General features: G+C 43.1%; 11 protein-coding genes. 4 read left to right on the forward strand and 7 right to left on the reverse strand.

Annotated elements, in window-relative coordinates:
- Positions 1 to 5: 5 nt before the first annotated feature.
- Positions 6 to 3,020: a tetratricopeptide repeat protein gene (locus ACKWCA_RS16760; RefSeq protein WP_413979362.1), complete on the reverse strand. Its 3,015-nt coding sequence runs from the start codon at positions 3,018 to 3,020 to the stop codon at positions 6 to 8.
- Between the two features lie 357 nt (positions 3,021 to 3,377).
- Between ACKWCA_RS16760 and ACKWCA_RS16765 the strand changes: the two genes are divergently transcribed.
- The 4 genes from ACKWCA_RS16765 to ppgK all read left to right on the forward strand — a co-directional run bounded on the left by ACKWCA_RS16765 (position 3,378) and on the right by ppgK (position 7,687).
- Positions 3,378 to 4,061, forward strand: a complete 684-nt coding sequence (locus ACKWCA_RS16765) for a cell division ATP-binding protein FtsE (RefSeq protein ID WP_413979363.1) — start codon at positions 3,378 to 3,380, stop codon at positions 4,059 to 4,061.
- Between the two features lie 115 nt (positions 4,062 to 4,176).
- Entirely contained in the window at positions 4,177 to 5,298 is a 1,122-nt protein-coding gene (locus ACKWCA_RS16770; protein ID WP_413979364.1) for a serine hydrolase domain-containing protein, read from the forward strand.
- Between the two features lie 157 nt (positions 5,299 to 5,455).
- Complete coding sequence (locus tag ACKWCA_RS16775; protein ID WP_413979365.1) at positions 5,456 to 6,874, forward strand: sulfatase; 1,419 nt, start codon at positions 5,456 to 5,458, stop codon at positions 6,872 to 6,874.
- Between the two features lie 63 nt (positions 6,875 to 6,937).
- Positions 6,938 to 7,687, forward strand: coding sequence for a polyphosphate--glucose phosphotransferase (gene ppgK / locus ACKWCA_RS16780; protein WP_413979366.1), 750 nt, complete (start codon positions 6,938 to 6,940; stop codon positions 7,685 to 7,687).
- Here the strand turns inward: ppgK and ACKWCA_RS16785 are convergent.
- The 6 genes from ACKWCA_RS16785 to ACKWCA_RS16810 form a co-directional block, all read right to left on the reverse strand.
- Positions 7,684 to 8,094 carry a hypothetical protein gene (locus ACKWCA_RS16785; RefSeq protein WP_413979367.1) on the reverse strand — a complete coding sequence of 137 codons (411 nt, stop codon included), beginning with the start codon at positions 8,092 to 8,094 and terminating at the stop codon, positions 7,684 to 7,686. The two genes, ppgK and ACKWCA_RS16785, sit on opposite strands and share 4 nt — an antisense overlap.
- Complete coding sequence (locus ACKWCA_RS16790; RefSeq protein ID WP_413979368.1) at positions 8,091 to 8,531, reverse strand: hypothetical protein; 441 nt, start codon at positions 8,529 to 8,531, stop codon at positions 8,091 to 8,093. The genes ACKWCA_RS16785 and ACKWCA_RS16790 overlap by 4 nt, the downstream gene beginning before the upstream one ends.
- A gap of 1 nt (position 8,532) precedes the next feature.
- Positions 8,533 to 9,339, reverse strand: coding sequence for an RNA polymerase sigma factor (locus tag ACKWCA_RS16795; protein ID WP_413979369.1), 807 nt, complete (start codon positions 9,337 to 9,339; stop codon positions 8,533 to 8,535).
- Positions 9,340 to 9,449: 110 nt separating this feature from the next.
- On the reverse strand, positions 9,450 to 11,249 hold the full coding sequence (typA, locus tag ACKWCA_RS16800) for a translational GTPase TypA (protein ID WP_413979370.1): 1,800 nt from the start codon (positions 11,247 to 11,249) through the stop codon (positions 9,450 to 9,452).
- Between the two features lie 98 nt (positions 11,250 to 11,347).
- Positions 11,348 to 11,878, reverse strand: a complete 531-nt coding sequence (locus ACKWCA_RS16805) for a hypothetical protein (protein ID WP_413979371.1) — start codon at positions 11,876 to 11,878, stop codon at positions 11,348 to 11,350.
- A gap of 82 nt (positions 11,879 to 11,960) precedes the next feature.
- On the reverse strand, positions 11,961 to 12,518 hold the full coding sequence (locus ACKWCA_RS16810) for a hypothetical protein (protein WP_413979372.1): 558 nt from the start codon (positions 12,516 to 12,518) through the stop codon (positions 11,961 to 11,963).
- Positions 12,519 to 12,560 lie beyond the last annotated feature (42 nt).

The following is a 12,560-nucleotide window of genomic DNA, read 5'->3' on the forward strand; positions in this document are numbered from 1 at the left end:
CTATTTTAATTACCGTCAGTAGTGATCGATGAATTGCTTTTGGCCTCTTTGGCCTTGATGATGGAAAGTTCTCCTCTGGCTTCGGCAACGATATCAGGGTATTGACTGAAATTAGTGGTCACACTTTCTAGAATATAGGTCGCTTGATAGGCATCACCCAACTGATCATAATTTTTGGCCATTATAATCAATCCTTTTCCACCCCACTCTTTGTAACTTGAATAGTCCTTTGCCAATTTTTGCACGGACGTATTGGAATTCTCATAATCGCCTCCCTGATTCTTAAAATACGCGTCATAGTACAAAGCTTCCGCTGCGGTGGCTCCACTCGCAATTTTCAACACGGCGGCATACCCGGCCTTTGCCCGTGCTTCATCACCAGTGGCGATGGCGGAACGTGCAATCATTATTTGAGCATCGGATTTGATTCGATTGTCAATGGCGGCCGTTGCCAATACCTTTTCGGCATAGGAAATAGTACGCTCGTAATTCTTTTGTTCGTAATAGCCCTTCATTAGATTCGATTGCGCGAAGGTTCTATTTTGTTGAATATCCGCCTGTGCTTCCAACCGCTCTAAATAGGGCAATGCCGATGCATAATCTTTCTGTCCGATATATACTTCGCAGACGCGGGTCAGGGCCTGTTCCGCAAATTCGCTGGCGCCTCTATCCGCCACAAACGAGTAGTATGGTAACGCCTTATCTTTTTGTCCTTTAGCGAAATACAATTGTGCCAAATTAAAATTGGCCTTGACCGCGTGCAATCCGTTGGGGAATTCCTTGATATAGTTCGTGTAGCCCCTAATGGCCGCATCGGTCTTACCTTCTAGGTTTTGTTTATCGGCAGATTCAAAAGTAGCATTGTCCAGTTCAGAATCGGTAACCTCAACAAAATCGAGATCACGTACCCAGTCGGCATACTCGTTTACACGACCCAAGTCTACGTAGACCAGTTTTGCCGTTGCCACTGCTTGAATGGCCTCCTGTGTTTTCGGATAGTCGCGAACCACCGTTTTAAATTTGGCCAACGCTTGTTCATTTCGACTGGCATTGTAGTGCACCAACCCCTGACGCATGATGGCCTGAGGCACTAAGGAACTTGCACGATACCCTTGAATTAATTTATCATAGGCTTGCAATCCCATTTGCTCTTGACCTGAACTGATATAGGTATTGCCCAATTCAAAAAGCGCATCGTCTTTCAAGGAAGAATTAGGGTACTTGTTAATAAAGCCTTCCAGTTCTTCTATTTTACTGTTTCTGCGATCCACGAAACCATAGCTCAACGCTTTCTGAAAAGCTGCATAATCTTTCTCTCGCCCTCGTAGCGCTTTGTTGTAGGTTTCAATTGCGGGCCAATATTTGCTGGTCACGAAATAGCTATCGCCTAACCGCAGATACCCATCGTTTAGCTTTTCGTTATCCGCAGCTCCAGAGTCGATATAGTTCTTGAAATTGGTGATGGCGTTTCCATAGTCACGCAATTTAAAGTAGGTGTAGGCCAAATTGTAATCAATATCCTTAAACTCATCGGTAGTGGAAGCAATCGGGGTTTGTTTGAAGGATACATAATCGGTCAAGGCCTGATCAAAGCGATTCAAGAGATATAGGGATTCGCCCCTCCAATAATTGGCCCTTGCCTTAAACAAGGCATCTTCGGCACTTCCTAGTGATTTTCCGAAATTTTCGGCCGCCCCACCGTAATCGGTCTCCATAAATAACTCTACTCCTCGATAAAAGGCAACTTTCTGATAAGTAGCCTTACTCGCAAAACCCCGATTATTTTCCAACAGCTCCATAGCCCCTTTGAAATTTTTCGAAGTGATATACGAATCGACCAAAAGTTCTTTCATCTCTTGGGAATGTGAGTCGTTCGGATACTTCTCGAGATAGGTAGAAATGACCTGAGGCACTGGCTCATACGCATTTCCGACTTCATAGCTCAGGCGCGCGTAGTTCAGATAGGCATCTTTTTGTATTTCAGGGGAAAAGTCCATTTGAGATGCATTTCTAAAGGCGTTCAAGGCCTCCGATTTTTTATCAAGCTTCAAATAACATTCCGCCAAATGATAGTAGGCATTTTGGGAAACGCTATTGGTTCCGCCAATAATCTTGTTGAACTGTTGAATGGCGTTGGCAAAATCTCCCTGCTTGTAGTAGCAATACCCCAACAGATAGTGATCGGTATTATTCCATCTGCCCCGTTTTCCTTTGTACTCTTCAAGAAAGGGAATGGCATTGGCATACTGATTCAACTGAAAATAACTTTCTCCGATAATCTTACTGAGTTCTGACTTTTCCTTTCGATCTCCTTTGGCCATTTGCTTCTTGGCCAGGGCTATGGCTTCTTCGAAATTCCCCAATTTGAAGTTCATATCGGCCTGATAGTAGCTCATCTTCTCTTCAAGGATCTCAGGATCGGTGATTTCGTCAAAGCGTTCGTTCGCTGCCTCGTAATCGTCTTCTTGATACGAGATGTATCCTAGATAATATTTGGCCTGCGAACCGTATACAGGAGAATTGGTGACCTTGTTCAGATACTGCTCGGCCTGTTTGGTCTTCTTTGATGAAAAAAGGGAGTACCCATAATTGAAGTTGAACTTGTCCATTTCCTTGCGGGATAAGGCACTTTGATCCACTTTATTATACCACTTGAGCGCATATGGATACTTTCCGGTATCAAAATAATACTCCGCGACATCGGCAAAAGCGGAATTCCGTTTGGTCGATGTCGGGTATTTTTCGACAAAGTCTTCCATGAGGTTGTCTGCGCCTGCTTGATTCAACCGTACAGCGGCATTGGCCTCATAATAGGCACTGTTCGCCTTAGTCTCTAAATTATCGGTTTGATTCTTAACCCTCGCAAATATGGTCTGTGCCGCTTGATACTGCTCATTGTTGTACAAGGCCAAGGCATCTTGATAGGCTTTTTGTTCATGAGTATATATTTCGGTCTCTTGCGCGGTAACGAAGAAGACCATCCCTAAGAAAAGGGGAAATAAGAAGGTTTTTCTGTTCATAGTGTTCAAACTATTTTCTAGTAGCTATAACGGCAAATTCTGTGCCTAAGTATTTGGAAATGGAAAGTTCAAGCTTAAGGGCCTTCCTATGTAACGAGTTGTAGGTGAATCCGACCTCTATTCCCAACCTTTTTGATGTGCCCTTGATGGTCATCGATTCTTCGGTTTTCGATTCGTCTTCCTAATTCCATCTACAAAAGAAAAAGAATTCGACAAACGGTCATTTGTTATCGAATTGAACTTATTACTTTTATATTAACAAGAAGCTTTAAAGTGGGTTTGGGTTTAAAAGGCTTGAATGCTGATTTCAAAACGATCATGCCTATACCCCAATCGTACTCATTTAACCGAAATTCAATGTCTGCAACTGTCTTGGAATTAAAGGATGTATCCATTTTCCAAAAGGAAAATCTGGTTTTAAACGATGTCTGCCTTGAAGTAAAGGAAGGCGAATTCGTTTATCTGATCGGAAAGACCGGAAGCGGCAAAAGTAGTTTCATGAAAACCCTTTATGGCGATTTACCCCTCAAACAAGGGGAGGGAACGATTGTCGATTTCGACTTGAAGACCCTTAAAGAAAAAGATATTCCCTATTTGAGAAGAAAGCTCGGTATCGTATTTCAAGATTTCAAACTGCTTCCCGACCGAACTATTCAAAAAAATCTTCAATTTGTGCTTAAGGCTACCGGGTGGAAAGAGCAGTCAAAGATGGACGAGCAAATTGCCGATGTTTTGGATAAAGTCGGTATGAAGACCAAGGGCTTTAAATTTCCCCATGAACTTTCCGGTGGCGAACAGCAGCGCATTGCCATCGCCCGAGCCCTTTTGAACGACCCCGAACTCATACTCGCAGATGAGCCCACCGGAAATCTAGACCCACAGACGTCGGTAGAGGTGATGAAAGTACTACAGGACATCAATAAGTCAGGACGTACCATTCTAATGGCCACACATGATTATGCGCTTATTTTGAAATACCCTTCGAAGACCTTGAAATGCGATGGGAATAAAGTTTTTGAGGTTGTCCAACGCGCCGTCTGACCCCTTTTTTGCTTTCATAGGTTAGAAAAGTGCAAGCAATTCCCTTTTTACAAAATATAGTGTAACAAAAGAACTTCCTTCTAATCTCTATTGAGTCATCTCAAACGGGATACTCATGAAAAATTCAAACCCAATAGTCATACTACTGCTTCTTTTGACAGCTATGTCGCCATTACGAGGGCAACTATCCGAAGCAATAGAAAGTGAACTCATCTTGTTGACCGATGAGTATGTAAAGATAAATCCCGAGGCTAGCGGTGCGATATTGGCCATCTATAGAAAAGATTCTTTACCTTGGACATACAGCAGTGGCTATAAAAGCATAAAAAAGGAGATCTCTCTTCAAGGAAATGAACGCTTTATTGCCGCCAGCATCACCAAAACCTTTGTCGCGGTCTGCATGCTACAACTTGAGGAAGAAGGTCTTTTATCGCTTGAGGACAAGGTATTCAACTACCTTGACGAGTCCATACTGAAACAACTCACTTTGTTCAAAGGCAAAAGTTATGAAAAGCAACTGACCATTCGTCATCTCTTACAGCATACGAGCGGAATTGAAGATTACCTAGATAACGGCAAGGTTCATCTACATGCCTATCAGAATGAACCCAATCGCCAATATACTTTACAAGACCGTATAGCCATTGCGCTCAAGGTCGGGTCGGCGAGCACTAAATTAGGTACGTACCACTATTCGAATACGAATTATATTCTTTTAGGGCTTATTGCGCAAAAAGTAACCGGAGAGGACATTGCCACCATTTTAGATAAACGAATCATTCAGCCCTTGCACTTGTCGAACACCGCGTTACGGTCTTCCAAGAACGTGTTGCCCAGCATGCTGAAAGGGTATTATACAGATTGGGACCTCACGGCATTCACCTTACACTTCAACCAAAATAATCCGGCAGGTGGCATACTCACTTCAGTTCACGACTTATTGGTTTTCGGTGATGCCGTATTCAGCGGGTCTTTATTTAAATCGACCACCACCTTAGAAAAAATGTTGGATTTCAAAAAAGGTTACGGTCTGGGTGCAATGCTTTTCGGGAAATCAAAGAAAACGGGAAAAATAGTAGGACATAGCGGTTTTGATCCCGGATATACCTGTTATTTACTCTATCTTGAGAAGCTCAAAACGACCGTCGTCACTGTGATCAACCAATCAGAGCTCAAAGTAGTCATGCCCGCGTTCTTGGCGGTAAAAACCGTGGCACAACTGAAGGCCCATAACTAATTCCTGCTATTGTTCGCCGAATCATCCCATTCACGGCATACGGATATCACTCACTTTTGAGTATCTTGAAAGTCGAATAGACTCTACCCGTGATATGTCCAATACTCTGTTTGTCCTCCTCTGTTTTTTTCTTATTTTACTTCATCCTACTATTGGGATGGGTCAGCAATCGAAACAACCGCCCAACGTAGTATTCATTGCCGTTGATGATTTAAGAAATGAATTGGGCGCCTATGGCAGTGCGGTAAAATCACCATATATGGATGCCATTGCCTCAGAAGGAAACTTATTTACCCATCACTACGTGCAAGTACCTACTTGTGGCGCATCACGACATGCACTACTTACCGGTTATCGGCCTTGGAAACCGTTACATCTGAGCAATCAAGCCATTGAAAAAGAGCTATCCGACAAGTCAGAAGGTACAACTCCCGAAACTTTTATACACCGTTTCAAACAAGCAGGATATCACACTGTTGGTATTGGAAAAATCAGTCATTCCGCAGACGGATTCGTATACGGGTATGAAGAGGAGCCTTCAGAGCGAAGGGAACTGCCCCATAGTTGGAGTGAGCTGGTCTTTGATCCCGGAAAATGGAAAACGGGCTGGAATGCCTTCTTTGCTTATGCCAATGGTGAAAATAGGCAAAGCCTGAAAAAACAAGTAAAGCCATACGAGAAAGGAAGCGTGGAAGACGAAGGATATCCCGACGGATTGACCACCGAATTGGCGCTTTTAAAGTTACGGGAGCTCCAACAACAGCATAAACCCTTTTTCATAGGAGTCGGTTTTTTCAAACCCCACCTCCCCTTCAATGCCCCAAAAAAATATTGGGACCTCTATGACCGAGACAGTATCCTACTTTCGGCCAACCCAGAACTTCCTGAAGCTATAAATGCCAAGAGTTTACATGAAAGTGGGGAGTTCAACCAATATGCCCTTGGTGAGGAAAAAGCAGGGTTGCAGGAACCGGTCTCCGAGGGCTATGCCAGAAAACTAAAACATGCATACTTCGCCTCCATAAGTTATATTGACGCCCAAATCGGTAGAATTCAGGAAGAACTGAACACTTTAGGGCTCGCGGAAAATACGATTATCGTTATTTGGGGAGACCATGGTTGGCATTTAGGTGATCAGCGGGTTTGGGGCAAGCACACCTTATTTGAAAGTGCGCTTAAAAGCACCTTGATCATTAAGTCCCCTTTTGAAAGACATCAGGGCAAAAAGGTTACGGCCGTGGCAGAAACAGTAGATATTTATCCGACCTTGATGGAATTATGCGATATCGAAATAGGCCATGCTATTGATGGACAATCGTTGGTCGGGTCCATGGAATCCAACGAATACCAGTCCGAAGAAGTCGCGTACAGCTATTTTAAACAGGGTATTAGCATGCGGACCGATCGATACCGACTAACGCAGTACTTCAGGGAAGAAGAGCCGACAATTGAACTATATGACTACCGAAGTGATCCCTACGAAACTAAAAATAGGGCTATGGAAAGTCCCGAAGTACTCGAACGCTTACTTCCAATATTAAAAAAAGGCAATACCGGCTTATACGATGTGCGTTAAAAAACGCATGAAAGCACTGCCAAAAGTTTTTGTTACTTTTGCGCGCAAAGCTATTAACCAACCATGGACGTACTAGGAATAGATATTGGAGGCTCGGGAATGAAGGGAGCCTTAGTAAATTCAATCACAGGCGAGATGTTGACCAAACGTCATCGCATTCCAACACCTGAAGGAAGAAAACCCAAAGATATGGCGAAGGTGGTCGCCCAGATCGTAGCACATTTTGATCATAAAGGTCCTGTCGGTGTCGGGTTTCCGACCGTAATCAAGCACGGGATCTGCAAATCACCAGGCAACCTGCACAAAAAATGGCTAGGGGTCAATGTCAAGGAGCTCTTTAGCGAGGCGACCGGTTTACCTGTCACAGTTGTCAACGATGCCGATGCGGCTGGCTATGCCACCATGAATTATGGTATCGGCAAAGGCAAACAAGGACTGGTCGTAATGATCACTATTGGCACTGGCCTAGGTAGTGGGGCCTTTTTTGACGGTGAACTGATTCCGAATTTCGAACTAGGGCAAATTCCCTATAAGAAGTACAAAAAAATAGAGCTATGGGCCGCTGATTCGGCAAAAACCAGAGATGGCCTTACCTATAAGCAGTGGGGAAAACGTTTTGATAAATTTTTGAGGTATGTTGAACTCATTATCGCGCCAGACCTTATTATTTTAGGGGGTGGGGCTTCTAAGGATTTTGATGAATACAAAGACTGTATTACCATTGAAACGCCTGTGATTCCTGCCGAACTTAGAAATCAAGCGGGTATCGTGGGTGCGGCGGCGGCAGCATTACATCAGGCCCCAAGGGATTAAGACGCTCCTTCAAATCGGAATAATTGATTTTCGGCGATTAAGATTTTTATCTGATTTGCCCTGGTGATTTCCCATCTTAACCCTTCCTTTTCCAAAACGGTAGCCCAATGTTCGTATCGTTCCAACTTTAGCATCGTACTATCGGTTTTGAGTACCCTCCAAAAAGGAACAAGGGTATCCGCTTTCGATAATCTTTTTAAGTGATTCACCGTTCGCATAGGACAAGTGACATTTGTTCCATACCTATTGGCCAATTCCTTAGTCAGGGTATCGAGTGTCGCAACACTACCTCTGGGAATCAAATCTACCAACTCTTCTACCATCGACAGCTCTGGATGCAACATATTGCCACTGCCGTAGTATTTTTCCATTTTTTCCGGTATCTGGATTATTTTAGGTGCTTTCATAAGGTTTGGTGGAGTATGGGCTTTTGGTACAATTTCGAAGCTATATAGGTTGTAATGAATAATTCAAACCAGCTTAACGGAAGTACAACCCATAGTATGCTCCAGTCGGCCAAGCCCATATTCGCAGTACCTACCCAATAGAGCACAAAAAAGAAGCCCCATGACACGGTCGCCGAACGAAAAATCGTTCCGGTGGTATGACCAAAAATCTGAGCAAACATCCAAAACAAAAAAACGGTTAGGGCCGTTAGTAGTAGTCCCCAACAAAACCATATCACCAAAATGACCGTCGTAGTTTCCGGAATAGGGGCTGCATTTGATTTCATAATAGGTACTACTACTAACAGATACCGTAAGGTCTCTGAAATTTGCACCCAAACTGTTGCAATCAAGGTAATAACAACAAAAGTGTTGCGATCAAATTTTCGTGGTTTCATCTTATAAGCAATTAATCGTTTCCTTCATCTTTTGTACAACCCCTTCTGGAGCGGCATATTGAGGAGTAGACCGAAAAATAGCGGCCGATTTCTCAAGCTTTGTAATGGTTTCTATAAGCGCGATACTTCGTTCCTTCTGTTTTGCAAAGCGTAAGGCTCTGGGGTCAATGTTCTTTTGGTCAATTAAAAAGTCAATTTTTTTTGCACATCGACATGGGTTTTTGGAGTTCGCCAATCCGCATTTGGCGGCCAAGAAGTTTCGGAGTTTGGTCTTGGAGCGCGAAAGCTGTTTTCTATAATTCTCTGGGCGAATCCCTAATATCTGTGCCCCTTCCGTACTATTGAAGTCAAGAATGACACTCAAAATGTAAACCATTCGATTTGTCTCGTTCAGACATAACAGCATTCCGTGGGTACAACTGACCTTTACCTCTTCTTCGAGTAATACTTGTTCTCCCTTGTTCTTCGTATATTCAATTGTAGTCGACTGACCCGTATCTATGAGCACTCCATAGGCATCGAAACTCATACTGAATTCTTTACTTTTTTTACCCTTCTCGGTAAGTAGGTAATTAGTGGCGACGCGATAGACCCATGTTCGAAATTGACTATCACCTTTAAAAGTACCCAGGTGGGTCACGATTTTTACCAATATCTCTTGGGTAGCATCTTCTGCATCTAGTGGGTAAAGTAGCATTCTAAGCGACAGATTGTAAACCAGGTCTTTGATTTCAACAATAAGCTGCGTCAAAGACTTTGGGTCTCCATTTTTAGCTTGTTCTACTAATATTTCCAACGATTCTTTCATGGTCTTTATAAATTAGACCATAAAAAGATAACAAGTGTGACAAGAAGTAAAAAATAAACCCTCAAGCTTTCACTTGAGGGTTTATTGTATTTGTACACCTTAGTTCGTATCTAGGCAATTTTGTTTCGCTTACGATCGACTTCAGTCAAGTAAATCTTCCGCAGTCTCAAGTGTTTTGGGGTCACTTCAACATATTCGTCTTTTTGAATATATTCCAAGGCCTCTTCCAACGAAAACTTGATGGCCGGAACTATTTTAGCTTTATCATCAGCTCCAGAAGAACGTACATTCGACAACTTTTTTGTCTTTGTAATATTGATGGTCATATCATCGCCTCTTGAATTTTCGCCGATGACCTGACCTTCATAGATATCCTCTCCCGGATCTACAAAAAACTTACCTCTATCTTGTAACTTATCGATTGAGTAAGGAATGGCCTTCCCCTTTTCCATTGATACCAAAGAACCGTTTTGTCGCTGGGGTATCTCTCCTTTCATAGGCTGATATTCCAAGAAACGGTGTGCCATGATCGCCTCACCTGCCGTAGCTGTCAACAATTGATTACGAAGACCGATGATACCACGAGATGGAATCAAAAACTCACAGACCATACGTTCGCCTTTAGCTTCCATACTGGTCATCTCTCCCTTTCGTATCGATACCATTTCTACAGCCCTACCCGAAACTTCTTCAGGCAAATCAATGGTCAGTGACTCTACTGGCTCACATTTGACACCATCTATTTCCTTGATGATGACCTGAGGTTGTCCTATTTGCAATTCATATCCTTCACGACGCATGGTCTCGATCAATACCGAAAGGTGCAATACCCCTCGGCCAAAAACCAAAAACTTATCGGCACTATCAGTTTCCTGAACACGTAAGGCCAAGTTTTTTTCGAGTTCTCGCTCCAAACGTTCCTTAATATGCCTTGAAGTAACGAATTTACCATCTTGACCGAAAAACGGACTGTCATTAATGGTAAACAACATACTCATCGTAGGCTCGTCAATGGCTATGGTCTTAAGCCCTTCAGGGTTCTCCAAATCAGCAATGGTATCGCCGATGTCAAAACCTTCCAAACCGATCAATGCACATATGTCACCAGCTTCGACTTCTTGTACTTTCTTTCTTCCCAGGCCTTCAAAAGTAAAGAGTTCCTTAACCTTTGATTTCACAATACTTCCGTCGCGTTTGACTAGGGATACCTGCTGGCCTTCCTTTAAGATCCCTCTTTGCAGTCTACCAATGGCTATTCGCCCGGTAAAGGAGGAATAGTCTAAGGAAGTAATCAACATTTGGGTAGTACCCTCCTGCGGTTCGAAACTAGGTACGTGTTCAATGACCATATCTAAAAGTGGTTCGATAGAATCGGTAGGTTCTTGCCAATCATCACTCATCCAATTGTGCTTTGCTGACCCGTAAACCGTAGGGAAATCCAATTGCCACTCTTCCGCATCCAATTCGAACATTAAATCAAAAACCTTCTCATGAACTTCGTCCGGAGTACAATTTTCCTTGTCTACTTTATTTATGACCACACAGGGTTTTAAACCGAGTTCAATGGCTTTTTGCAAAACGAACCTGGTTTGTGGCATGGGACCTTCAAAGGCATCTACCAACAAAAGTACACCGTCCGCCATGTTGAGAACACGCTCTACTTCCCCACCGAAATCGGCGTGACCGGGAGTATCGATGATGTTGATCTTGGTGTCTTTGTAGACTACAGAGACATTCTTAGAAGTAATGGTGATACCACGTTCACGTTCCAGGTCATTGTTATCTAAAATCAAATCACCGGTATTCTCATTGTCACGAAATAGTTGACAGTGATACATGATCTTGTCGACCAAGGTGGTTTTCCCATGGTCAACGTGCGCTATAATGGCAATATTTTTTGTTGTAGACATACCTCTTATTTTGAGCGTGCAAAGATACGGCTAATTATGCCATGTATAGCATAAGCAGAATTAATTTTACTTTATTGATTTTGAGGAGGTTATTTTTGTTACTTTTTGCCGATTACCCAACCAATCCTCGCGGCCAACACCAGACCTATCCCTTCTTCGAAATCATCTTGAAAGTAAGCAACCCCTCCTTCCAATCGATAGAAGAATCCCTTTCGATATGTTCGTTGGAGCCCGTATACCGGTCCAACGCCTAAAGTGTTCGTGGTATTGAGGTCTCCAATCAAGGGACTGCCATGCTGATACCCTATCAAGGCGGCTACATAATTACCCGAGTTTCCGGAGATATTTTTCTTTTTGCGCAACCGCCGACCCATATTGTAATAGTAGCGATATTGCCCACGTAAAATCGGGTAAATACCGAAATTGGTCTCGCAGTCTGTACATCCCCTGAGTTCAAAACCGGCAATAGCCTCAAGGCTTAAGGTCATATTTTTTGAAGTCCCTACCTCGTACAAAATGCTTGGGAGCGGCAGGCCAAATTGCAGTTGCGTTTTTTCCACATTGAGATTGGATTGTGCTTGAATGAATAAAACAGAAGTGAAAAAGAGGATGGAAATGTACTTGATCATCAGGTTGGTATTTTTTACTTCGAGCATCAAACATCAAGCCAAATACTATCGCCTTCAAAGGAGTATGAACGGATGGAACACCTTATTTACCTACACACCAACGCTTCTCACTGATAATCCAGCCAATACTTAAATTGGCTACCGGCAAGATCCGACCGTTGAATTGTCCTGCATAATAGGCTGCTCCAACATCAATGGAGAAGTTGATACCTGAATTATAGCTACGCTGTAGCCCGGTTACCAGGCCGGCATAGCCAAAAGCTCCTTTAACCACTTCATTTTCAATGGTACGACTATCGGGAAAGAAAGCCGCAACCGTAGGAGCTACGTAATTGGCCGAATTACCATAAATCTGTCTGCGTTTGCGTTGCCGTTTTTCAAAATTATAGTAGTACCGATATTGGCCGGCAACAGCCGGGAAAAACCCCACCTCTTCATAGATATCGGAAACCAAGGGATCCAACGCTACCTGCAAGCCAGCTTTGATATCGAAGGTAGTATTCGTGCCCAGGGCCATCTCATATTCCAAACCGGGATTAAGAAGGTTTACTTTGAATTGTCGCAATTCACAGTTTTTACCGAATTGGGCATTCATATAAAAACTACTGAAAAGGAGTAGTATACATAATGACTTTTGCATCGTAGGTTGATTTGGGATCAATTCTCTTTTACAAATAGATGC

Origin of the sequence: Maribacter corallii (assembly GCF_047345415.1) — a bacterium.
Taxonomy (GTDB): domain Bacteria; phylum Bacteroidota; class Bacteroidia; order Flavobacteriales; family Flavobacteriaceae; genus Maribacter_C.